Source organism: Psychrobacter sp. Choline-02u-9, from assembly GCF_002836505.1.
In the GTDB taxonomy this organism is placed as follows: Bacteria; Pseudomonadota; Gammaproteobacteria; order Pseudomonadales; family Moraxellaceae; genus Psychrobacter.
Genome location: NZ_PJBF01000040.1, coordinates 23447 through 47348, shown reverse-complemented (window position 1 = coordinate 47348; position 23902 = coordinate 23447). Strand labels below are relative to the sequence as shown.

Sequence of the window (23902 nt, the reverse complement as noted above, 5' to 3'; positions counted from 1 at the left end):
GCTGTGTTGCCTAACTTAAAAGCTCAATTGATGTGGTTAGCCTTCGTCGCCACCACCCACAGGAATGGTACTCCCAGTGATATATGACGATTCATCTGATGCTAAAAATGCAATGGCATTGACTTGCTCATCTATCGTACCGTAGCGTTTCATAAAGGTGCGGTCAATGGTCTGGTCAACGACTGCATTCATCCATGATTTTTCATCATCAGTTAAAGGCTTTGCATTACGTGGAATCTTTCTAGGCGGAGCTTCAGTGCCACCAGTCGCTACTGCATTTACTCGGATACCATCGTTTGCGTACTCAAAAGCGAGCGATGCGGTCATGGCATTGACGCCGCCTTTCGCTGTCGAGTAGGGTATGCGGTTGATACCGCGTGTGGCGATAGAAGATACATTGACAATAGTACCAGACTGCTGCTCAATCATCGTTGGTAATACGGCGCGGCAACACCACAATGTCGGAAATAATGAGCGACTGACTTCTTTATTAATCTCTTCTTCTGAGAAATTGACGAAAGGCTTCATCCATATCGCACCGCCAACATTATTGACTAGCACATCGATACGTCCATAGGTATCAAGCGCTTTATTAATAGCCTCTTGCGCACCTTGATAAGTCTCAAGATCAGCTTGGATAGTCGTCGCGTGCCCGCCATTTGCAGTGATTTCTGCTAACACATCTTCTACCAAAGGTGAGAAATCTGCCATCACTATCTTGCCGCCTTCACTTGCTAAGCGTAATGCGACCCCGCGACCGATACCTTGTGCGGCACCAGTTACGATACATACTTTATTATCAAAGCGCTTACTCATTGCTGTCTCCTAGAGAAAAGTATTCTATCGCTGTATTGTTTGAGCTATATTACTGCTCACTAGGTGTGAACTTTTCATAATAAAAATTGCTAGGTTTGAGGCTACTTGTATCTAACCAATTACTAACGGCATCGACCATCGCCAGAGGACCACACAGATAAACATCAACATCGCCATCATTTAGCCAATCAGCTTCAACATGGCTGGTTACATAGCCTTTGCGCTCATGAGCGCTTTCCTCGCTTGCCACACAGGTATAATAGTCAAACCAATCGTGGTTTTTCTTCACTTCTTCCAGTTTTTCAATCTCTATCAAATCAGCATCATTAGTAACACCGTAGACCATCTTGATAGGATGATGAGCGCCCGATATTTCTAAGCTTTTTAGCATCGATAAAAAGGGTGCGATACCTGTACCACCAGCTAAAAATACAGTAGGGCGTACGATAGGACGTAAATAGAAACTACCGAATGGTCCTTCAAAGTCAATATCTTGACCTAGCTTGGCAACATCAGATAAAAAGGTACTCATTTTGCCGTTTGGAATGTTACGGACGACAAATTCAGCCTGATTGGTACTAGGCATTGAGCTAAAAGAGTAGGAACGTGTCTCATCAGAGTCAGGGATAGTAATATTGACATACTGCCCAGGTAAAAATACTAAGGCATCTGGGTTATCAACCTCAACGCCGAAGTGAATGGTGGATTCTGACAATACATTTAGCTGTTGTAGCTTACCTTTGAACACAGACTTACTAACTTTGCAGGCTTCTGATGAGGTTGGCACTTTAATGACGCAGTCGCTCTCGGGGATCATTTGACAGGTCAAGACGTAGCCATCATTAGCTTCGGTTTCGGTCAGCGCCTCTTCAATATACATATCAGGATGCATGTCATAGCTGCCTGACTCACAATGACAACGGCAAGTACCGCAGGCGCCATCTAGACAGTCCACAGGGATATTGTATTTTTGGCGATAAGCGGCTTCGGCAACGGTTTCATCATCTTCACATTTGATAAATCCCGTGACACCATCTTCAAACTGTAGAGCTATGTTGTATTCCATGAGAAACATCCTTTTTCAATATATGGCTACTGACTAACATCACTATACTTTTGGTTGGCTCGTTGATACTTCATAAATTACCAACAAGCTATTTTTAAATTTAATTATTTGTACTAGCTGGCAAGTATAAATAAAATCATGCGAACTCTAGACGTGATATACATCCATAATTTGATGTACGTAGTCATCTTTTAGTACAATGTATTTGTCCAAAATCTTTGGGCTAGCTTGATTCATATCTATTTTGTATTTAGAGAATCCCCAGTAAGTATTGGTCTCATGATAACGATAAGACTTATTGATCCAGTTAAATCGGACACTAACAATGCCATCATTATCTTCAAGTAATTCGATATTAGATAAGTTATGTGTGGTACGGGTATCAGGAATGGTTGCAGAAGAACGCTCAGTCTCGATACGGAAAATACGATCTTCAAGTCCACGACGATCAGGGTAATAAATAAGAGATATTTCACGTTGCGGATTGCTTATTAGTTCGCCATCATCATCCCAACTAGGCATCCAAAATGGACATTCTTCGTCATAACAAGCCAGCCATTCTTCCCATTTTTTTTCATCAAGCAATCGTGCTTCACGGTACAGAAACTGACGCACATCTTCGATATTAACCGTTGCATTTTTCATTAGCGATATCCTTTTATATTTGTTCGTCCTGCAATAACTAGCAAGTTACTGGTTTAAGTATTTAGGGGCAATATTTAAATTGAATAATTGCCCTAAATACTTAGCTAATATTAGCCTGCGCCATGTAGCTGCTGTTCTTGCTCTAGGGCTTTTTTCATCTCTTCATGCCAATATCGATGTTGCACGGTATACAATCCTTCATCTTCAGTCTTGACCCCACTTAATAACGGTTTAAGGTCAATGGCTTTTGCACCTTCGTCAGCGCCTTCTATCCAGTGCTCAGAGCCACGACACATGTCGTTCCATTCTAGCTTAATGCCGTTATAACCTTGCTGGCACGAGCGAAATTCTTCTAAGTCATCTGGCGTTGCCATGCCGGTCACGTTAAAGAAGTCTTCGTACTGACGGATACGACGAGTACGTGCTTCATCGCTTTCGCCTTTCGGTGCGATACACCAGATAGTGACTTCAGTTTTATCAACGGATATTGGACGTAGCATACGGATTTGCGAGCTAAATTGATCCATAATATAAACATTTGGATATAAGCATAAGTTACGTGAGCGTCCAATCATCCAGTCGGCCATTGCTTCACCATATTGGGCAACATAGTCATCGCGATACGCAAAATTAGGACGATCCTGCGGGTTTTCCCATTGAGTCCAAAGTAGTAAATGACCGTTCTCAAAAGAATAGAATCCGCCACCTTGACGACCCCATTTACCAGCATTCATGGCTTTAATATTGTCTTCTTTTTCTGCTTCTTGCTCTTTGCGACGTGCTGTTGTCGCAGCATAGTTCCAATGGACAGCTGAAACATGGTAGCCATCAGCACCATTTTCAGCTTGTAGCTTCCAGTTACCATCAAAAGTGTAGGTTGAGGTGCCACGTAATACTTCTAAGCCTTCTGGTGATTGATTGACAATCATGTCAAGGATTTTGGTTGAGCCGCCAAGCCAGTCTTCAATCGGTTCGACATCATCATTAAGACTTGCAAACAAGAAACCTTTATAATTGGCAAGTTTGACTTGCTTTAGGTCGTGAGAGCCGTCTTTATTAAAAGCGTCAGGATAACCTGCGCCGCGTGGATCTTTAACTTTAAGCAGCTTGCCCGAGTTGTTATAAGTCCAACCGTGAAAGGGGCACGTATAAGTTGCCTTATTGCCTTTTTTATGACGACATAATTGAGCGCCGCGGTGGGAGCAGGCATTGATCATACAATGCAGTTCACCTTCTTTATTACGCGCAACGATGACCGGCTGGCGGCCGATGTATGTTGTATAGTAGTCGTTGTTATCAGGGATTTGAGTCTCATGAGCCAGATAAACCCAGTTGCCTTCAAAGATATGTTTCATTTCAAGCTCAAACAGCTCTTCATTGGTAAAGGCACTGCGATGTAGGCGATAAATTCCTTTTTCTACATTTTCTTCTAAAAAATCATCGATAGCGATATCTGATCCTTCAGGTATTAGATTAATACACTCGCTCATGGCTTTCTTCCTTGTAAATAACGGTGTTAAACGATGTTAGGGTATGACGCTTGATACGACAACTGAGTGCATATCAAGCGAAAATCTATAAAATTTAGTGGTTGCTAACAGTAGCTAGCGATACTCAATAATTAAGCTTGAGCACGGCGACGTTCAACTTCACTGCCTTGTACTGGCTTATCAATGTCTTTCACTAAATGAAAGTCAAAATCGATACTGGCATACGGCGCGTCCAGCCCTTTTTCTTGTAGCTTGTCAGCATCTTCAACCATCGTCACTTCTGGTACCAAGCCTTCACGGCTAGCAAAGGCAAAGTCATCCCACAGATACTCATCACCATCGATGTTAATCTGCGTGGTCAATTTGCGATGACCGTCAGCACTCGCGAAGAAGTGAATGTGAGCTGGGCGATGACCATGACGTCCTAGCGGGCCCAATATTTTTTGGGTCATACCTTCTGGCGGCACTGAGTAACCTAATGGGACGATACTGCGAAAAGCATAATGGCCGTTTTCATCAGTGATAATGCTACGACGCAAGTTAAAGTGCGACTGCGACTCATCAAAGAAAGAGTAATTGCCTAAGCTATTGGCATGCCATACTTCAACCTTGGCATTTGGCAATGGCTTGTCATCTTCGCCATAAACGGTCCCTTGCATGAATAGCACGGTGCCATTGTCAAGATCAGTGCCATCATCTAGACGCGCAAAGCCTTTTTCTTCTGGCGCACCAGCGACATAGAGTGGACCTTCGATGGTACGTACAGTGCCACCGTCAAGACCCGCCGCTTTTAAGTCTTCTTCAATCATTAAGTCCATGAAGTGATCAAAACCAAGGCCAGGAGAGAGTAATCCTGCCTCTTTGCCTAAATCCCCAATGAACTCAACCCCAGACCAGTATTCATCGGCCGTGATTTTCAAATCATTGATGGTTTGCATGAGGTCGGTTACGATACGTAAGACAATGTCTTGTATACGTGGGTTAACTTGTTCAGGAAAGTCAATTTTACCTTTGATGAACTGAGTGGCTAATGCTTCAATTTGGCTGCGTTCCATGTCTCTCTCCTTGTTGAGGACTATTTAAAAGGTAGTTATAGCGAGCACTCTTACTCAAAATACATTCATTCATTGCTTATTTTTGGCAATAGGTGTCCGTTGGTCTGGTATAGACCAATAATTGTTAAAAAATAGATTAAGGCGATTTTGGGATGCTATTATTTGATTAACATCAACGGTATTAATGAAATCTAGTAATAGCGTTATAGGGCACTAACTATCATCATCGCGAATAGAAGAGGGATGACGAAGTAAAGGGGTGACCTCGACTTTCATATAAGGGTAAAGTGGTAGCGACATCATAATGTCATGTAGTTCTTCATTACTTTCGACATCGAAAATACTAAAGTTAGAATACTCTCCCGCTAAGCGCCAAATATGACGCCACTTACCTTGTTCTTGCAGTTTGTGTGATAGTGCTTTTTCAGCTTGCTTAAGTTCACTGACCTTATCAGCATTCATATCTGTCGGTAACAACACATCCATTCTGACGTGATATAACATAATTATGTCCTTATACTTTATGGGTAGTTATATAGCTGATATTTGGTCTTTATCAGCACTTATTGCGTGGAGCTTTTAGTAGAGGTCTATCAGACCCCAGCGTGAGAGTCGCTTACGTAAGTTCTTAACGACATCGGATTTGAGGATGATAAATTTGATTGTCTGGCATAGTGATATACTTTGTCACTATCTACTTCTATACCTATACCCGCGCCAGTTGGAATAGTTAAACCAAAATTTTGATAATCAAGCGGCTGAGCTAGGATATCCTCTGTTAATAGCAACGGGCCAAACAGCTCCGTGTCAAAGTTCAGACTAGGATAGGTAGAGAACACATGCGCTGATGCAGCAGTACCAATGGGTCCTTCTAGCATCGTCCCGCCATAAAGCTCGATACCCGCTAGATGTGCCATTTGTCCAATGAGACAGGCGGCCTTCAATCCGCCGGCTTGATTAATTTTTACAGCAAAGACATCGGCACAGTGATCCGCTGCCAATTGGAAAGCATTATATGGATCTTGCACAATTTCATCAGCCATAATAGCCACGTCGAAGTGTTCAGCTAAACGCTTTAGGGCTGATTTATTACGCATCGATACTGGTTGCTCGATTAAATCAACGCCGCCGTCCTGCAACAGACTAATCCCTTTCATAGCTTCAAGCTCTGTCCATGCTTGATTAACATCAACGGTGATGCGGCAATCGGGTAAAGCTTGTTTAATAGCTAATACATGGGCAATATCATCAAGAATAGGGTTGCTACCTATTTTTAATTTAAAAATTCGATGTTTTCTTTGTTCAATCATTTGATGAGCTTCAGCGATATCGGTATCAGTATTTCCGCTAGCAAGCGTCCATGCGACTTCGATACGATCACGGACGCGACCACCGATGAGCTCGCTGATAGGTAAGTTGAGTCTTTTGCCTTCGATGTCGAGTAGAGCAGTTTCAATCGCGCATTTTGCAAAACGATTACCGCTGATGTGGGTGTTCAAGAGCTGCATTGCTTTTGCTGTACTTGTAGGCTTCTCTTTCATCAAGAGAGGGGTAAAGTAAGTATCGATATTGGTTTTGATACTATGAGGACTTTCTTCAGCATAACTTAAACCGCCAATCGTCGTTGCTTCGCCCCAACCTTCGTAGCCATCTTCGGTTTGGATATGTACCAGAACCAATACTTGTTCATTCATCACGGTACAAGCAAGTTTATGCGCTCGAATAGTAGGTATTGGTACTAGTAAAGTATTAATTGAACGAATCATATCTGTCCTTAGTATAAAATTTTGGCTTCCTTATGCTTAATAAGAACTATAGGTGTTAAATATCGACATGTCTAAGACCTATTTAGTCTTATTTTAATACTTTTTAGGTATTTTGTTGAAAGGTAGGTATCATGTTATGTTCTTTAAGTATGGACATTCTGTATATGAAGTAGGTGATAGAAAAAAGGGAAGAGACTAGAACGACTTAGGATAGAAGCAATAGAAAGTCAATCAAGGAAGAATAATGGAACTTAGGCATTTACGCTATTTCATAGCCGTGGCAGAAGAAAAAAGCTTTAATAAAGCAGCTGCTCGTTTGTACATCTCGCAGCCACCACTTAGCCGGCAAATAAAACAATTAGAAGAAGAGATTGGCGTTACGCTTATTGATAGGGAGAACCGTCCCTTGAAACTCACTGAGGCTGGCGAGTTTTTTTATGATCATGCGATTCAAATTCTAAAAAAATCAGACGACCTGCGTACCATGACTATTCGTAAGGGAAATTTCGATAATTCGCTTTCGATAGGTTTTGTATCGTCTATATTGTATGGCATATTACCGAGAGTGATATCACGTTTTAGAGAAGTTCATCCGAATATCGAGGTTAAATTATATGAGCTAAACTCCTGGCAACAAACGCAAGCATTGACAGAAGGTAAGATAGATGTAGGTTTTGGCAGGTTGTTATTTGAAGATGCTTCTATCAGGCGAATGGTGCTTAGAGAGGAAGATTTAGTAGTGGCTGTTCCTATAGAACATCCCTTATCAAAAGAAAAATGCAACAGTTTGAGCCTTATTGATTTAACAAATGAAAATCTCTTACTCTATCCAACAGCACCGAGGCCCAGTTTCATTGATTATGTATTGGAATTATTTGAAACCCGTAATTTGAAAGCGAACTATTTTATTGAAGTACGTGAATTGCATATTGCCTTAGGGTTGGTAGCAGCAGGTGAAGGTCTGACTATCGTACCAAAGACACTTGAGCATTTACGTCATCAAGAGATAACCTATATACCATTTGAAGAGGGGATACTAACTTCGCCAATTGTGATGAGTGTCAGGCATTTCGATAAGTCTGAATTATTGGAAACGCTATTAGATGTTACTTATCAAATTTACGATGAAGAAGGCTTTGTTTATAAACGTGAGAAGATTTGAACATATATGAAATCCCGAGCCCATCTCAGATTCTGAGGAGCCCATTCCAGATTCTGTGTAACTACCATTTATATTAAATGCTTTCAGTTACCTTGACCCAAAGGTATCCTGTTAAGTAATCCACTACAGATATTATCAGCTAAATATTTCTCATGGCGATAGGTTGATATAGTAATTGCTAATACTCAAAATATGGTTAGAGTGCCATATTTATGTTTATCAATAAAGCCAACCACCACTCTTGCTTAAGATCTTCATTCACGTGATTAAGCTCCTCAATATGTTAACCTTAACTTTTTTACTGTTCTACTTAATATGCGAACATCGTACTATATAATCTCAAGGGCGTATTTCTGTGTGTTCATTATCGTATTCTCTCAAAGTGTTAAAACTTTGACAATATTGGGTCGGTTTAGTTTTCCCAAGGATCAAAGTTAGCCCAAGCGTAGACATAGCCGATAATCACTAAGCTATCTACTTCGTTTTTAGAAACTACCTCATTTGGGTAATTTATATTCTTACTCTGAAGAAGCAAGCTGCCATCTGATTGGCTAAATAATGTTCTCATACCATAGAAATCATATCTTCTAATTAAATAAATTTTGCCATCTCGAATTGTCCGTTTGCTTAAATCGACTGAGCACTGGGCACCTCGCATGATCACGGGCTCCATGCTGATATCTTCTTGACTATAATATAATGTCTTGTCAAGTTGAGTTTTTGATCGCTCTGCAATTTCAGAGGGTGATCTTAGTGATTTGTTCGAGTATTGAAAGTTAGAAATGAAATTAGTTGAATTGAAAAGCTTCTCTATCTCTTTCAACGTATCTCTGTTTTCAAGCATATTATCCACTGTTATATTTGATTCAAACCATCTCTCATATTTCTCTTCTTCATATGCTTCGATTTGCTTTTCTTGTTCGGCAGATAATTCAAATTGATGTTCATGTTCACAATACATACGATCTTCAAATTCGTCACGTAAATACCGGATGCTATATGGAAGCTTAGGATCTAATCCTAATTTTTTAATGTAGATTTGCCTATTATCTTCTTCTACTGAATTTAGATAGTCCATTGCATCATCAATGTCCGCATAAGAAGAGTAGGGATACTCACCATTTAAAATCCAGTATTCGGGTTTATCTAAAACTTGAGAAAGACGAAGCAAGTATTCTCCACTTGGGCAGGCTCTTCCTCCAAGCCATTTTGAGACACTTGATTTTGAGACACCTGTGGTCTTTACAATGTCTACTTGTCTAAGACCTTTATCATTCATGCATCTCTTAATTCTAGCTGCAACTTCCTTCAGGTATTCACTCATAAAGCATTCTCTAATTAAGATTTCATAAAAGTTTCCCTAATGTCATTTTAGCACAGGAAACTTTTATGTGAAATTTTATTTAAACGAGTTTTTACGGCACTTTTATATTAAATATCCTTTGTATAAAGCCTATATTTAATCAATTTTAGAATTTAGGAAACTTTAACTTGATTTAAAAGTTTCTTTGGTAGACTATAGCAGTAACTAATTAACTTCTTTAATCAATAATTATGAAGGAAGAGCTATGTTTCGTAGAAAAAATTGGTCTGACTACACTCAATCTGAGAAAGATATGATGAGACAGGTTGTCATAGAGTCGGATATTGATACCCCATTTACATCAGAATATGCAGCAGCGTATCTCGGGAAATCTACAAGTACACTTCAATACATGCGCTGTCATCAATCTGACGCAATCACTTATAGTAAAATAGGCCGGCACGTCTTGTATAGAAAGAGGCACCTCGATCAGTATATTGATGATTGTGAAAAGTCTTGTACGTCAAGCTAATAATCTCAAAGTTCTAGTCGATAGAGCTAACTAAAGATCGAATGCTTATACAGGGAGTGCCTCATGACACATAGCGAAAAGAACAAAGATAAAAGATCTTATACTGAGTTTGGTGTTATGCATATGATTATGCATAAATTCGGTGATTGGGAAATTGAAACTCGATATATGTCTCGTATCGAAAAAAGTTTATATCTCGATATGCGTACTATTTATTTAAAGACTGGTGAAAGTCTAATGTCTGATATTGATATGCTTTCACGTCGCTTGTCATGTCGAACCAAGAGTGAAAAAAAGGCCTTAGCATTCCTTCTAAAGGATAAATTTATATTTGATAAGCGTACTAAACGTTATAAGCACTCTGAATGGGAAGTTATTCTAAAGAACTATAAATTTAAAAACCCAAATAAAAATGTCACAAATTATATAAGTGAAAATAATAGTGTGACAGATGGTGTCACGTCAAATAAACCTTTGACAGCTGCAGAGAGACAAGCAAAATTACGTAAAGAAGTTAAGGTGATTCGTGGGTATTTGTCTTCTATAGGTATTAACTCTAAAGAGGTCAAAGGCATAACTAAATTACGAGAACTATTTTATGAACATAAAAGTATAATCGAGTTGAATTCAGAAAATAATAATGTCACAAGCGATGTCACGGACGGTCACAATGAATATCATTCGATTGTCACACAAGAAGACGCTATAACTAACAAACAAAAACTAGAAACTAATAACTATGAAAAAGAAATAAACCACGAAGAATGGCTTGAAGAAAAATTTGAGTTGTTTTACGCAGCATATCCAAACAAAAAATCCAAAGGCCTAGCTGAAGCAGTGTGGCACAGTGTGTTTACAGGAACTGGGAAAAGGGGGAAAGTTAAACACGAACGACCTGATGATCTTCAAGCCTTGTTCGATCAAATCATGAAAGCAGTGCAAGATCAAACCCCTATAATACAAGCCTCTAAATATCAAAAACACCCGAGCACTTGGTTAAATGCAAAATCTTGGGAGGATGAACCAACCATAGTTAAAGCGTCTCCTACAATGAACGGTAAATCTTATAATCGAGATAATGATCCACAAGCGGTAAATGATTACTGGGGCAATCCTGGGGCTGACATGACTGATGAAGAGAAAAAAGCTTGGATAGGCGATCTCGAATATTATGATGAGAATAAGCATCGTATATCGTAATAGCCTAGCTCTGTATTATTGGCTAGCATCAGCACAAACGCTACTTCACTCAGCTACAAAAAATTAATGGAGCTTTGATATGACATCATTAAACTATGCACAAAAACGAAATGATATAAAATGTATAAGCGATACAAATATTAATAATCATAAACAAGATGTGCTTAGTAGCCTAGCTAAGCAAGAAAACTCTACCTTTACTAAGCTTTCCTGTGAGATGGATGAAATCACTACTAACTGTGATGTACACGGCCGACAAACATGGAAAGTGCTAAAAACCGTGATAAAAGCGGGTGGAAATCCCTGTCAGAAATGTAAATGGGATGCTGACGCATATACCGAACGTTTAGCCCGCCTGCGTAATGAGCTTAGTAGAAATCTTAATATCCCAAAAGAACATTTGGGTATGGGTTTTAATGCATGGGCTATATTGGGCGATGAAGCAATTCGTGAACGTTTTTATAATATTATAAGTGTCATGCGTAGGTATGTATCAACCTACGGCGCTGGCAGTGAAAATATTATATTAACAGGTAACACTGGGACTGGCAAAACTAAGTTGGCCTGCCTAATTGCTAATGAGATTATCAGCCAAAAGTTCAAGACTAATATGACTGTAGTTTATAAGCGGGAGAGTCAGATTCATAAAGAGGTCAGGATGACGTGGGATAAGAATACCAAAGATACGGAAGCTGCATATATCGAGCAGATTAGTCGTGCTACGGTCTTTATTATTGACGAGGTGGGCGAAAACGGGACCCGATTGAATGAGCTAATGGCTCAAGAAGATAGAGAGCGCCTATCCGCTATCATCGACCGCCGCTATCAACTAGGTTTACCGACAATTATTACTACCAATCTATCGCCTGATAACTTTAATCGTTACATTGGCGACCGTGCAGTCGACCGCATCTGCCAACGTATAATTAATATCAAATGCACGTGGCCTAGTTATCGTATGCTTACGCAAAAGGTTACGAATTTGTGAGTACAAGTTAGAAAATGTAATAGCTTAAAATTTAATACATCACACATGTGAATGATGCTAAATATTTTCTGGTTATCCTTGATAAAAACGTACTGTAGTAGTCAAATCCTCATATTAATAAAGCAGTATATTGATGCTAGTCTATATAAGATTATCAAGAATGAGCTTCATGAGCTACTCCATGCCGAGATTCTCTCTGGGGTTGATGTGAAGCACAGCCCATCTTTATATTACACCAGCATTGAGACGATAAGCTTAAAGCAGACATACAGCAATGCTATACATCTATTGACCCAATATTGTACGGCGGACGTTCAGAGTGAAGCTAGACTATTTAGTCTATCTAGCACGAAAAGTAATCAGTATAAAAAATATGTCGATAGTGACATGACTTTAAATATTGGACGGTGTTCCAAAAAGTATGCTGTCATTAGATGAAGCCATAATTAATATAAAAGAACACCATATTGAACGTCCTAAAGCGATCATCGAACTTTTTAGAGAAGCAATACGTCTTTCTAACTGCTCGCCTCAACCGATGTTTTAAACGATAGTTATTACTCTCTATACCCGCAGTATGTTCTTTACCAATCTGCTTAGGATCTGCTTTAAAAGCTGTCTTAAAGCTACGCCAGTTGTCCATACTGATTGAACCATAGTGAACCTTAAGTTGCTTAAGCCTGGCTCGCAGCTTCTTAGCGGTCTTTAAGTCACGTTTACCCAAAGCATAAGCCATAATCTCACCAGTATCGCGGTCATAAGCATAGATGAGTTATACCTTATGTTTCTTACGCTTCACGTATGTCCAAAACTCATCCACTTCCGAATGCTCGTAATAGTGATGCTTTGGGAGTATCTTATAGATTGATGAGCCTATGGTGCTCAGTATCTTACCAATACTCACTGAGGTAATCGTAGCGACGTCTCTAACGCCACAACTATGAACCGCCATGAGGCGTATCTTATGCTCTATTTGAGAGTGGCAACCTTAGTAAGTAATCGCATGATCGCCAATGAATTGACGTTTGCAGACTTTGCATTGATAGTTTTGCCTGCCATCGCTTTTTACAACATTTTTTTAAACTGGAAGAGTGGCAGTTAGGGAAATTAATATCTATTTGTGTCTTCATAACCTCAAATATAATATCTTTGCTCCAGCTGTCACCTTTCCTTTAATTCTTCAGAATGATTTTTGATATACCACCAATACTTCTAATAAAAATTAAGATGAGTAGTCGACTAACTTATCAAAAAAATTTCATTGGGAGTTTGATAACTATGTTTCGTACATAGAGTTATTTACTTTTTAGATAGGATTGAACGCCACAAGAGGCTGGTTATATCAAAGTATACCTAATAACGATATAAATTCTGATAATAAAAAATTAAACATAAGAGATGTCTGTCTTTATTTTTATCATCATTCCAAAGATCGATAACCACCATCTACAATTGATCATATATGATGAAAATAAGGTGTATGCTCAAATATTACTTATAAAATTCGATAACAAATAGACCTCTTAAGCCTAAGATTTACATAACCTATAAATTACTTAAAGTGTCATTTAAAAAATTAATAAACCATTTTTGGGCTAGCACATGGCCTTTTTTCTCATGCCAATGTAGCGTTACATCAAATTCGGGCAATTCAAAGGGAACATCAAAAATACGTATTGATGGATTGTATTTGAAGTATGCATCAACACGTGAAGGAACTGTTACGATTAAATTATGCTTTTCAATGAGTTCATCAAGAATACTAAATTGAGGCACCCTCAATTTAATTTTGCGTCTTAAACCTTGTTTGCTAAGGTAACTTTCAATCAAGTTATGACCTGTTGACGCTGAAACAATCGCATGATTTTCTTGAAGAAAATTATCTAAAGTTAAAATATCTTTAACAGACTTTATATTTTTGCTTACTAAACAGACATATTTTTCACGGAAAAGAGTAAATGTATTTAAACTACTATCTTCTAAGTTTTTATTACAAATTGCGGCATCAATTTTTCCAGTAATAAGCCAATCTGAAAGCTTTTTCATATCAACAGTAATTACTTCCACAGCGATATTTGGAGCAATTTTCTCTAGGCTTGAGAGAATTAAAGGTAAAAAATACATACCTCCGATATCTGTCAAAGCGATTCTAAAGCAGCGATTACTGTTCCTAAAATCAAACTCCTTCACTTCATTGATAACATTTTCAATATCCAATAAAGGTTGATTTAGAGAATCGTATAGTTGAGTTGCATGAAAGGTTGGAATCATTCCCTCTCTAGTTCGGGTAAATAATTGATCTTTCATCAAATATCGCAACCGAGAAAGGCTATGACTGACCGAAGGTTGGGTAATATTCAAACGTTCAGCTGCTAAACTCACACTCTTCGTATCAAAAATTGTAATAAATACTTTTATCAACTTCAAATCGACAACCATGGTTTCATCCTACCAACACTACAAATATAGATAACAGTTATATTTAAACATATATTTTATTAATTTGCTCTATAAAAAAAATCTATCTAAGCTAAAAGATACAAATCAATATGCATGACTGATAAAGAACATCAGTCCAAGTGTATATCTGATAGTAAACAGGGATTGGGCAAAAACTAAATCGACATGTACGATTTTTATAGTTTTTAGCCTCAAAAGGATGAAGTAATGCAAAATATCAATGCTGCAACACTGATTGATAAGGCTCCATTAAATACTCAACATAAAATTTTAGTATTTTGGTGTGCCTTAATTATGTTATTTGATGGCTATGACCTAGTCATATATGGCTCTGTATTGCCCCGTTTAATGGCTGAATGGCACCTTACACCACAAACCGCGGGATTATTAGGCGCAGCCTCCTTAATGGGTATGATGATAGGTGCAGTTACTCTAGGAATGGCAGCCGACAAATTTGGTCGAAAGAATATTATCGTCGCCTGTACAATTTTATCAAGCCTAGCCGTTGCAATGAATGGCTTTGCCTATGATACAACAACTTTCTTTATTTGCCGCTTATTAACGGGTGTTGGATTAGGCGGGGCAGTACCTAATCTTGTTACTATTATTAAGGAAATGGCACCTAGTAGTCATCGTAATCGTTTAATTAATTTAATGCTATCGTTCTATGGAGTAGGTGCAATTATTTCAGCTTTATCTGGTTTGTTTTTAATTCCAACCTTTGGATGGGAAGTCACGTTTTGGATAGCAGGTAGCTGTATCTTAGTTGTTCCAATTATGTATAAAACTTTACCTGAATCAATTAGTTATCTCATTCAAAAAAACAAACAATCCGAAGTTATTAGAACTCTAGCGAAGTTTAATCCCGCTCATAAACATCAGCCAAATATGCATTATGTAGTTGATGTCACAGCTCATCAGCAAAAAATTCCATTAATTGGTTTGTTTACTGAAGGTAAAGCGACCAAAACCTTATTGATTTGGATTGGTTTTGCAATGGTAATGCTTATGGTTTATGGGTTAAGCACATGGTTACCAAAGCTAATGAATGTCGGAGGATATTCTCTAGGTTCGAGTATTACTTTCCTTGTTACCCTCAACTTAGGAGCAATTATTGGTGCATTAGTTTTTGGTGTGCTGGCCGATAAATGGGGAGCAAAAGCTACGCTAATCTTTGGCTATTTACTCGCGGCTGTATCCATCAGCTTTTTAGGCTTTCATCCACCGGCATTTATTCTAAGTTTTTTACTGATAATTGCAGGCGGTGCGACCGTAGGTTCAATGTCAGTCATACATACCTTAGCGGCAGATTTCTATCCTGCTAATATTCGTTCTACCGGCGTCAGTTTCTCTGCAGCAATGGGACGTTTCGGAGCAATTTCAGGTCCTTTATTTGGAGGGTACCTCTTAGCGATGGATCTACCATTTGAGCAAAATTTTATGTTCTTTGCGATTCCAGGCATTATTGGTGCAGTTGCAATCGGTTTATTTACACATCAAAAATCATCATTAGCCCATCAAGCTTTAAAAGGAGAAGTTTATGAATAATCAGATAAATAGTACGGGTCATATTTGGAAGGATCATATTTTCCAAGGCAAATGGGTTAAAACAAATCATAAATCCCGCAATATTGTGAATCCAGCTAATGGTAATATTCTATCATCGGTTCAATTGGCTTCTACAGACAATGTAAATACTTCTGCTGAGATTGCTACTCAAGCACAAATTTTATGGAAAAGCAGTACTTTTGAAGTACGTGCAAAAATTATAAGAAAAGCAGCTCAATGGTTCGAAAAAAACATTCAAACTTTCATTGACTGGAATGTTCAGGAATGCGGCTCGACTTTATTAAAAGCTGGTTGGGAGGCAAACGCCTGTATTGAGCAGCTTTATATGGCATCTTCTATGCCTATGGCAGCTTCGGGAGAAGTTTTCCCTTCTTCTATCCCAAACAGAACGAATGTATGGCAACGTGTACCTCTAGGGGTAGTTGGAGTAATTTCCCCATGGAACTTCCCATTGCTTCTGTCCATTCGCTCTATAGCTCCGGCTTTAGCCATGGGTAACAGTGTCATTTTGAAACCATCTGAATTTAGTAATATCACAGGTGGAGCCTTATTGGCATGGTTATTTGAAATGGCTGAATTACCTGAAGGTGTATTTCAGGTTTTAAACGGAGAAAGTCAAATTGGCGAAGCTCTAGTTAACCATCACCAAGTTAATATGATTTCATTTACAGGTTCAACTGGCGTAGGTAAAAAAATTGCTGAATCTTGTGCTAAACAATTAAAAAAATGTGCACTGGAATTGGGTGGAAATAATGCCATGATTATCTGTGAAGATGCCGACTTGGATATAGCTGTAAATAACGCAGTTTGGGGGACTTTCCTGCATCAAGGGCAAATTTGTATGCAAACTGGGCGCCATCTAGTTCATCGTAATGTTGCAGATTCTTATATTCAGAAGTTAAAGCAAAAAGCATTATCTCTTAAAGTTGGAGATCCATCTTCACCAGATACACATTTAGGTCCACTCATCAATGCAGCACAACACCAAAAAGTCTCTGATATGGTAGAGAATGCTGTAAGTCAAGGTGCCGTTCTAGAATGTGGCGGTAGAGGTGACAAATTATTCTATCATCCTACCATAGTTACCAATATCAATAAGGATGATCCAATTTTTACCGATGAAATCTTTGGCCCTGTGGCTCCTGTTTTAATATTTGATGATATTGACGAAGCAATTGATATTGTCAATTCATCTAAATATGGACTTGCTGTTGCAATCCATAGCCGTCGTACCGCAGCAGCATTTAATTTAGCCAAAGAAATCAAAAGTGGTATGATTCATATTAACGATCAGACCGTAAACAATGAATACCATGTACCTTTTGGCGGTATGGGTGAATCAGGCTATGGTGGTCGTTTTGGTGGACCAGCTAATTTTGATGAATTTAGTCAACGCCAATGGGTCAGTATTCTCGATCAAGGAATTCAGTATCCATTGTGAGATTCTCTTGTTAACTAGCAAAAATAAACCCAGCTAAAAAGCTGGGTTTATTGATTAACACATATAGGGCATATTGAATATTTAAAGTTTTAACCAGAGATACGCCCAATCGAGTGCTACCATATTCTCGTAACTTTACTTGAGACGATCAAAGCTAGTCGCAACTGTCCTGTAGTTTCTCAATGTAGCAAAAGCATTTTCTATTAAGTATCGCGCCTTGCACAAGTGCCAGTCTATATGATCATTAGTGGACTTAATGTTCTGTTTTCTGGGAGTATTATTGAAGAAAATCGCTTGTTTAATATACGCCCGCGATGGGTCAAAATTATAATGAGCTATGCTGAAGCAAGCGTAGAGACAAACTTGGTAACCTGGCGACTCGATAGGGAGCTTACCATTACTAAGAGAGACCTAACCTAAAGCACAGAGTTCAAAGCCGAAGCTATTAAGAAAATATCATACAACAGCGATAATATCTCAGCCGCCGAAAAACAGTTTGGCACAGCCATGCAGACCTTATCTAACTTTCACAATAAAGCCAACCAAGGTAAGCTTTTCGTTACAGAAAAATATGATCCTGAGCTTATGAGAGCTCTTGAAGAGAACAATCGCCTTAAACGACAGCTTAAAGTTGTGGAGGAGAAACGAGGGGTATCAAATGAGGAGGAATAAAGCAAAGCACTGCTTTATCCCGATGTACAAGCCACCGCGTACTTTGCGAAAAATAGTCAGTGAAGTATGCCTTTATCAAAGCCAACCAAAAGATATTTAGCATCGCCCGTATGTGCAATATGTTGGACATTAAACCATTAAGCGACTATGACTAGCTAAGTCGTGATATTAGCGACTATTGTGAGCTACTAGTTAAGGCCGCTCACAGTGAAACTAGTGAGTGTTAAGGTGTTAATCGATTGCATGTGAAGCTGACAGAGCAAGGCTATGATATTAACCCATATATGATCAGAAGCATCAAAGAAGTACACGGCATCACATGCTGTCGTCACAAACATTTTAAAGTCACTACTGACTCAAAGTACAACAAGCTGGTTGATCCAAGCGTGTTGAATTAGACGTTTGATGCCAACCGTCCTAATGAGTCTTGGGTCAGTGATATTACCTATATTTGGACGAATAAAGGTCGGTTATATTTAACAGGGATTAATGACTTGTACATCAAAGAGCTGTGTTAGCAGTGAGACAAGAATTCAAAAAGGTTTGGGCTACAGATCGTCAAGATAGATGTTGTTTGACTTTTATCGGCAGGCTGCGTAACTAAAACATCCCAAGTTTAACTGTACGGATTCGACAATATAGGTCTTAATGTTGCCCTTTGAGTATTGTGCGAGAACTTAAAGACTAACCATTTCCTATTATTTTCTTCTCAATTTTCAGTAAGCCCCAGCAATATTTTAAGTAATTAAAATATCTGACCCTAGTTTCTTATTTAGCTGAAGTCAGATATTTTGAATTTAACAAATTGGTAGACGGACATCCAATTTGCGCTAGCGTTCGATCGACATCTTGTTTTAAAAGCTGAATGACCCCATCGACCCCCGCTTCTCCTTGAGCTGCTAAACCGTAAAGCGTAGCTCGTCCTAGACAAACCATATCTGCGCCTAGACACAATGCTTTAACAATATCCGAACCTCGTCTAAAACCGCTGTCAATTAATACAGGTTTATCCATTACTTGTGCAACTTCCGCCAATGTTTCCATTGGTGAAATACTACAGTCTAATTGTCTTCCACCATGATTAGATAAGATCACACCATCAGCCCCGCATTGCACTGCAATATTTGCATCTTCATGACGGACGAGCCCTTTTAATAATAAGGTATGGGGCCAAATTTCCCGAATGCGTTTTAAACTCTCGGTATCAAAAGTGGCATCCATTTGACGACTCATCAGTGCTGCTTGAACTTCCAGACTAGTGCTTTGTGAAGTGACAAAATTCGCCAATTGAGGCATACCATTACGCATAAAACGCAATGCCCAAGCAGGATGCAATATCCCATCTAGCAATAAACTTGGAGTGAAACGGAGTGGTAAACCAAACTCATTACGAATATCACGTTCGCGATAACCATTCACACTAACATCTAAGGTAATAATTAAAGTAGTATAGCCTGCAGTCAATGCTCGCTGTACCATGTGTTCAGCTAGCTCCTGATGTACAACATAAAGTTGAAACCACTTTTCTCCATCACAAGCCTGTGCCACTTCTTCAATTGACATATTTGAAGCTGTAGATAATATAAACGGAATATTGGCTTTTGCGGCGCTTTTTGCCAATAAAGCGTCACCTTTAGGCCAAAAAGAACTATTTAGCCCTGTTGGTGCGATTGCAAATGGTGCAGACCATTTGTGGTTAAATAACTTACAAGAAATATCTCGTTGACTGACATCAACAAGACGTTGGGGTTTAAAGCGCCATTGATCAAAGATATTTCGGTTATGTTGTAGTCCCTTTTCATCTTCGGCACCACCATCTAAATAATCAAAGACTATACGCGGTAGTTTCGTTTTAGCTTGTTGTCGATAATCTTCAATATTAATATAAGACATAGCCTTTTCCTTATGACAAAATGACAAAAAAATCTGAAAATTCAAGATTTAATGCCAATGTTTACATTTACTAGTCTTGCCAATCCCAGGATTAAAGCTATTGGTCGGATCGAGAATTTTTAAATGTTCCTGATACTCTGTTGAAGCATGATATATATGTCCGACATTATGTTCTGCAGGGTATTTTGCTCCCCGCTGCTCTAGATAAGCTAAAACCTCATTTTTAAATTGATGAGCATCTATACCTTCTTTTAACAAATAATCCTGATGGCAAACAAAACAGAAAAAGTGACCACAACAGCTCTCCATCATTACTTGTTGTTGAAGATGCTCAGGCAGATCAATTAACCACTGTTGATCATTACGACGCAAGGCAACATCAAATGAGACCAGACGTTCGTTAGGGTCGATTCCCTCGCTTTCACAGTAGTAAATGAGACAGCCTCCAATTGCAAAACGAATCAGAAAGGCATTTTTTTCTTCTGCTGGGGTACATTGAAAAAACTGTTCTATTTTTCCTTTAAAGAATTTAGTTAATAGTTGCTGAAGTTCATCTTGCTGTGCTTGTTCAATTTTAATCACTAGATGATGTTGATATTTTTTCTGAAATTTCTGTAATCGAGGTTCAATCCATGTAGGTGTTAGATTATTAAATAATTGAATACAACGATCAAAACTATTGTTAGGCAATAATGGTACAGATTTAAAAAAACGATCTAGCTTGGCTTTTAGGGCAAATAAAGTAGGAATTTTTTCTGCCCCGAAAATATCAATTATTTTATACATATGTTTGGCATAACGCTGAGTCAGTTCAAATGCCTGATGATGAATATATTCGGCCTGACTTGGTAGAACTGTGAGATTTTCTAGTAAGTATTTACGCAGTTGAATCAGTTCAACTTCATCATTGCTACTAATAAAATAAGCAGTTGAGTCTGACCCAACTTCAAAGGTCGGCAAACGCACAGCAAAGACAGCAAGTTTACCTGAGCAACCTGAACTTTCATGTAAATATGCTGGATTTCCATTATAACGTGTCGGCGTCGGTGACGTAGTATCACGTAGGTTCTCAGCATACTGTTCAGCCCAGATTTGACCGTTCCAGTCTTCCGCTTGATTAATCACATAATTTTGTTGTTCTAAATTTTGAAAAACTTGTTCAGGTGTTTCACCAAGCTCAATACCCAGATGATTTACAAGTTGTAAGCTACCATGCTCATCAATTTGGGCAAATAGAGACTTTTCGGTATAGGCAGGACCACGACGAATTAAGGAACCCCCTGAGTTATTACAAATTCCGCCAATAACAGAAGCACCAATGCATGAAGAACCAATCACCGAGTGCGGCTCACGTTTATAAGGCTTTAAAGCATTTTCCAACTCAGTCAAAGTGGTGCCAGGAAAGGCTAAAACCTGCTGTGCATTATCTAATAATTGTAAATCTGTCAACCGACGAGTACTGACGACAATCACATCGCGGTCATAATCATTAGCATCAGGAGTCGACCCACCTGTTACACCTGTATTGGATGCCTGTAAAATCATGATTACATCATGTTTTACACAGATCTCCAGTGTTCGCCATAGTGCCAATAAGGTATCTGGAAGAGCAACCCCAATCGCGTCTCCCTTACCCACCCGAAATCCCTTCAGATAAGGTGCTTTATCATTTGCTTTATAAAGCACCTTATCCGAACCTAAGGTTCGCAACAATTCATTAATCAGTTGATGTTGTATGGCCATTAAAATTTTTCCCTTAGATGGGTTTATATTAAATCTGCAGTGGTAACTTCAATTAAAGTCGGCTGTTCAGAATCTAATGCCTGTTTAAAAGCAGCAACAAATGACTCATCATCTTGAACACTACATGCCACAACACCATAGCCTTTTGCAATCTGAGTAAAGTCAATGCCAGGCACATCCATACCCGGAATATTATTAACTTGTAATACCTCTGCAAACCAGCGTAAGGCGCCATAAGTTCCATTTTTTAAAATAATAAAAATTACTGGAATTTTATACTGTGCTGCAGTCCATAATGCAGTAATACTGTAGTTGGCTGAACCGTCCCCGATAATTGCAACAACTTGACGTTCTGACTTTGCTAATTGGATTCCTACGGCAGCGGGCATACCAAAACCTAAACCACCTGCTGCTGCAAAATAATAACTACCTTGTCCATTTAATCTGAGACGTTCCCACAAAATGTTGGTGGTTGATGTAGATTCATTGGTATAAATAGTTTGTTCAGGCGCCAATCTATTGATTAAATCAAATAAACGTTCTGGCTTGATATATCCTTGCTGATGACTAGGCTCAGATAAAGCAATAGGATGACGGGGTTTAACAGGGAAAGGTTTTGCCTCAACAACTTCACTTAAACGTGCCAGACTGTCATCTAAATCACAAATAAAACTCATTCCCATAGCAGCACGTGCAGCTTCCTGAAAATCGCATGTAAATGCTATTAATTCAGTATTTGGCCCTAAATATTGGCCCGGCTCATATTGGTGATAACGAAATATAGGTGCACCAAAAACTAATACCAAATCATACTCTTCAAAAATATGCGCAATGCCGGCAATACTTGCGGGCAATATTCCTTGAAAATGAGCATGTGTGGTTGGAAACGGACAGCGTGGTGATGAAGGCGCAACCCATACAGGCACATTAAGTTCTTCTGCAAATTTAATTGCATTTTCATTAGCGGATTGACGGTCAACATCGGTACCAAGCACCAAAGCCACATTTTTAGCCACTTTAATTTTTTCTTGTATTAAAATCAAATCATGAGCCGATAAACATTGTGAATTAAAAACCTGTTTATGCAATAAGTGTTCATTTTGCTCATCAACTTTTACATCCCAATCATTATAAGGAATTGAAACATACACAGGTCCCGAGGCTTCAGCTCTGGAAATATCAATAGCTCGACTAATCGCATGAGGAACCTCATGAGCACTAGCAGGTTCGTGACTCCATTTCACCAATGGTTTAGGTAATTGGGGTGCTTCAACATTGGTTAATAAGGCTTCTACTCCCATCATCGCACGGGTTTGTTGTCCGGAAGTAATAACTAAAGGAGTATGTGAATTCCACGCATTACTTAAAGCTCCCATCGCATTACCCGTACCAGCAGCTGAATGTAAATTTACAAAAGCTGGTTGTCCTGTTGCCTGTGCATACCCATCTGCAATCCCAACAACGGTGCCTTCATGTAGACCGAGAATATATTGGAAATCTTTAGGAAAGTTTTTTAGAAATGGCAATTCATTTGATCCAGGATTACCAAAAATTGTCTGGATATTGTTCTTTCTTAATATGTCATAGGTATATTGATGAACTGTTTTCACATCAGGTCCTTGTTTATGTGATGTCTTAACATAAATCATAGATACAAGGGAACTATAGCTCAAATGAATATTAGTAATTATGTATTATAGATAATACTTATAAGTCCAGACATGGAATAGGAGAGCATTTATTAGACCTCTTACATAAGTCATAGTTAGCCCTTAAATGTTCATTTATAGAAGTTTGAATTACACTAAAGAAACCGTAGAGATAAACTTGGTAAACTACTAACTCGAGGGGAAGGGTTTACCATGATTAGAAAAGTAGAGCTATAGCATGAAATTCAAAGCAGAAGATGTTAGAAAAATTCAGCCAACAATGGTAACTTGAATGTAATTGTCCAGCAGCTAGGAATAGCGAAGCAAATATTATCTAATTGACAAGGAGAAATTAATAAATGTCAGCTTAAAGTGATTGAATAATATGACCCGCAACTGTTAATCGTTCTTGAAAATGTAAAACAGCTCAAGCGACAACTCAAAGTAGCTGA

The 23902-nt window shown here is 38.7% G+C and carries 18 protein-coding genes and 3 pseudogenes; 7 read left to right on the top strand and 14 right to left on the bottom strand.

All coding sequences use genetic code 11. The annotated features are described in order from the left end of the window. Positions 1–36: 36 nt before the first annotated feature. The 7 genes from CXF69_RS00820 to CXF69_RS00790 form a co-directional block, all read right to left on the bottom strand. A complete protein-coding gene (locus tag CXF69_RS00820; protein WP_102077921.1) occupies positions 37–816 on the bottom strand; it encodes a 1,6-dihydroxycyclohexa-2,4-diene-1-carboxylate dehydrogenase in 780 nt (259 codons plus the stop codon). Between the two features lie 49 nt (positions 817–865). Next, positions 866–1891 carry a benzoate 1,2-dioxygenase electron transfer component BenC gene (benC, locus tag CXF69_RS00815; RefSeq protein WP_228706726.1) on the bottom strand — a complete coding sequence of 342 codons (1026 nt, stop codon included), beginning with the start codon at positions 1889–1891 and terminating at the stop codon, positions 866–868. Positions 1892–2029: 138 nt separating this feature from the next. After that, the gene (gene benB, locus CXF69_RS00810) at positions 2030–2536 is read right to left on the bottom strand and encodes a benzoate 1,2-dioxygenase small subunit (protein ID WP_413775317.1); all 507 of its coding nucleotides are present in this window, start codon (positions 2534–2536) and stop codon (positions 2030–2032) included. A 101-nt stretch (positions 2537–2637) separates the two neighbouring features. Next, complete coding sequence (benA, locus tag CXF69_RS00805; protein WP_102077924.1) at positions 2638–4017, bottom strand: benzoate 1,2-dioxygenase large subunit; 1380 nt, start codon at positions 4015–4017, stop codon at positions 2638–2640. Between the two features lie 131 nt (positions 4018–4148). Next, positions 4149–5072 carry a catechol 1,2-dioxygenase gene (gene catA, locus CXF69_RS00800; protein ID WP_102077925.1) on the bottom strand — a complete coding sequence of 308 codons (924 nt, stop codon included), beginning with the start codon at positions 5070–5072 and terminating at the stop codon, positions 4149–4151. A gap of 213 nt (positions 5073–5285) precedes the next feature. Next, positions 5286–5576, bottom strand: a complete 291-nt coding sequence (catC, locus tag CXF69_RS00795) for a muconolactone Delta-isomerase (protein ID WP_102077926.1) — start codon at positions 5574–5576, stop codon at positions 5286–5288. A gap of 89 nt (positions 5577–5665) precedes the next feature. Beyond that, a complete protein-coding gene (locus tag CXF69_RS00790) occupies positions 5666–6838 on the bottom strand; it encodes a muconate/chloromuconate family cycloisomerase (protein ID WP_102077927.1) in 1173 nt (390 codons plus the stop codon). A gap of 244 nt (positions 6839–7082) precedes the next feature. On the opposite strand from CXF69_RS00790, the gene CXF69_RS00785 reads away from it, so the two are divergent. After that, positions 7083–8000 carry a LysR family transcriptional regulator gene (locus CXF69_RS00785; protein ID WP_102077928.1) on the top strand — a complete coding sequence of 306 codons (918 nt, stop codon included), beginning with the start codon at positions 7083–7085 and terminating at the stop codon, positions 7998–8000. Positions 8001–8412: 412 nt separating this feature from the next. Here CXF69_RS00785 and CXF69_RS00780 read toward each other — a convergent pair whose 3' ends face one another. Next, positions 8413–9324 (bottom strand): XRE family transcriptional regulator, encoded by a 912-nt coding sequence (locus CXF69_RS00780; RefSeq protein WP_102077929.1) that lies wholly within the window; start codon positions 9322–9324, stop codon positions 8413–8415. Positions 9325–9568: 244 nt separating this feature from the next. Here CXF69_RS00780 and CXF69_RS14605 point away from each other — a divergent pair, with 244 nt between their 5' ends. The 3 genes from CXF69_RS14605 to CXF69_RS00765 all read left to right on the top strand — a co-directional run bounded on the left by CXF69_RS14605 (position 9569) and on the right by CXF69_RS00765 (position 12023). Further along, a complete protein-coding gene (locus CXF69_RS14605) occupies positions 9569–9835 on the top strand; it encodes a helix-turn-helix domain-containing protein (RefSeq protein ID WP_102078925.1) in 267 nt (88 codons plus the stop codon). Positions 9836–9898: 63 nt separating this feature from the next. Beyond that, positions 9899–11035, top strand: coding sequence for a DUF1376 domain-containing protein (locus CXF69_RS00770; protein WP_102078924.1), 1137 nt, complete (start codon positions 9899–9901; stop codon positions 11033–11035). A 79-nt stretch (positions 11036–11114) separates the two neighbouring features. Beyond that, complete coding sequence (locus CXF69_RS00765; protein WP_102078923.1) at positions 11115–12023, top strand: ATP-binding protein; 909 nt, start codon at positions 11115–11117, stop codon at positions 12021–12023. 430 nt (positions 12024–12453) lie between these two features. Here the strand turns inward: CXF69_RS00765 and CXF69_RS00755 are convergent. Beyond that, positions 12454–13153: pseudogene (locus CXF69_RS00755) on the bottom strand (IS1 family transposase). 415 nt (positions 13154–13568) lie between these two features. Beyond that, positions 13569–14462, bottom strand: a complete 894-nt coding sequence (locus CXF69_RS00750; RefSeq protein WP_102083147.1) for a LysR family transcriptional regulator — start codon at positions 14460–14462, stop codon at positions 13569–13571. Between the two features lie 228 nt (positions 14463–14690). Between CXF69_RS00750 and CXF69_RS00745 the strand changes: the two genes are divergently transcribed. Both CXF69_RS00745 and CXF69_RS00740 read left to right on the top strand, forming a co-directional pair. Continuing rightward, positions 14691–16031 carry an MFS transporter gene (locus CXF69_RS00745; RefSeq protein WP_102078019.1) on the top strand — a complete coding sequence of 447 codons (1341 nt, stop codon included), beginning with the start codon at positions 14691–14693 and terminating at the stop codon, positions 16029–16031. After that, a complete protein-coding gene (locus CXF69_RS00740; RefSeq protein ID WP_102078018.1) occupies positions 16024–17493 on the top strand; it encodes an aldehyde dehydrogenase family protein in 1470 nt (489 codons plus the stop codon). The genes CXF69_RS00745 and CXF69_RS00740 overlap by 8 nt, the downstream gene beginning before the upstream one ends. 135 nt (positions 17494–17628) lie before the next feature. Here the strand turns inward: CXF69_RS00740 and CXF69_RS14450 are convergent. Further along, positions 17629–17805: pseudogene (locus CXF69_RS14450) on the bottom strand (IS5/IS1182 family transposase); the annotation flags it as partial. Positions 17806–17937: 132 nt separating this feature from the next. Between CXF69_RS14450 and CXF69_RS14445 the strand changes: the two are divergent. After that, positions 17938–18677 (top strand): annotated as a pseudogene (locus CXF69_RS14445) (IS3 family transposase); the annotation flags it as partial. A 256-nt stretch (positions 18678–18933) separates the two neighbouring features. Here the strand turns inward: CXF69_RS14445 and CXF69_RS00735 are convergent. Genes CXF69_RS00735 through mdlC form a run of 3 tightly spaced genes read right to left on the bottom strand, consistent with a single transcriptional unit; the run spans position 18934 to position 23411 of the window. Then, positions 18934–20058, bottom strand: coding sequence for an alpha-hydroxy-acid oxidizing protein (locus tag CXF69_RS00735; protein ID WP_102078017.1), 1125 nt, complete (start codon positions 20056–20058; stop codon positions 18934–18936). A gap of 48 nt (positions 20059–20106) precedes the next feature. Further along, entirely contained in the window at positions 20107–21801 is a 1695-nt protein-coding gene (gene dld, locus CXF69_RS00730; RefSeq protein ID WP_102078016.1) for a D-lactate dehydrogenase, read from the bottom strand. Between the two features lie 23 nt (positions 21802–21824). Next, a complete protein-coding gene (mdlC, locus tag CXF69_RS00725; protein ID WP_219621249.1) occupies positions 21825–23411 on the bottom strand; it encodes a benzoylformate decarboxylase in 1587 nt (528 codons plus the stop codon). Positions 23412–23902 lie beyond the last annotated feature (491 nt).

What these genes read in the sequence shown, in the direction of transcription:
- CXF69_RS14605 (WP_102078925.1), top strand. Translation starts at nt 9,569, where the DNA reads ATGTTTCGTAGAAAAAATTGGTCTGACTACACTCAATCTGAGAAAGAT.
- catA (WP_102077925.1), bottom strand. Translation starts at nt 5,072, where the DNA reads ATGGAACGCAGCCAAATTGAAGCATTAGCCACTCAGTTCATCAAAGGT.
- CXF69_RS00785 (WP_102077928.1), top strand. Translation starts at nt 7,083, where the DNA reads ATGGAACTTAGGCATTTACGCTATTTCATAGCCGTGGCAGAAGAAAAA.
- CXF69_RS00745 (WP_102078019.1), top strand. Translation starts at nt 14,691, where the DNA reads ATGCAAAATATCAATGCTGCAACACTGATTGATAAGGCTCCATTAAAT.
- CXF69_RS00765 (WP_102078923.1), top strand. Translation starts at nt 11,115, where the DNA reads ATGACATCATTAAACTATGCACAAAAACGAAATGATATAAAATGTATA.
- catC (WP_102077926.1), bottom strand. Translation starts at nt 5,576, where the DNA reads ATGTTATATCACGTCAGAATGGATGTGTTGTTACCGACAGATATGAAT.
- CXF69_RS00820 (WP_102077921.1), bottom strand. Translation starts at nt 816, where the DNA reads ATGAGTAAGCGCTTTGATAATAAAGTATGTATCGTAACTGGTGCCGCA.
- benA (WP_102077924.1), bottom strand. Translation starts at nt 4,017, where the DNA reads ATGAGCGAGTGTATTAATCTAATACCTGAAGGATCAGATATCGCTATC.
- CXF69_RS00740 (WP_102078018.1), top strand. Translation starts at nt 16,024, where the DNA reads ATGAATAATCAGATAAATAGTACGGGTCATATTTGGAAGGATCATATT.
- CXF69_RS00780 (WP_102077929.1), bottom strand. Translation starts at nt 9,324, where the DNA reads ATGAGTGAATACCTGAAGGAAGTTGCAGCTAGAATTAAGAGATGCATG.
- benC (WP_228706726.1), bottom strand. Translation starts at nt 1,891, where the DNA reads ATGTTTCTCATGGAATACAACATAGCTCTACAGTTTGAAGATGGTGTC.
- dld (WP_102078016.1), bottom strand. Translation starts at nt 21,801, where the DNA reads ATGGCCATACAACATCAACTGATTAATGAATTGTTGCGAACCTTAGGT.
- CXF69_RS00790 (WP_102077927.1), bottom strand. Translation starts at nt 6,838, where the DNA reads ATGATTCGTTCAATTAATACTTTACTAGTACCAATACCTACTATTCGA.
- CXF69_RS00735 (WP_102078017.1), bottom strand. Translation starts at nt 20,058, where the DNA reads ATGTCTTATATTAATATTGAAGATTATCGACAACAAGCTAAAACGAAA.
- CXF69_RS00750 (WP_102083147.1), bottom strand. Translation starts at nt 14,462, where the DNA reads ATGGTTGTCGATTTGAAGTTGATAAAAGTATTTATTACAATTTTTGAT.
- CXF69_RS00770 (WP_102078924.1), top strand. Translation starts at nt 9,899, where the DNA reads ATGACACATAGCGAAAAGAACAAAGATAAAAGATCTTATACTGAGTTT.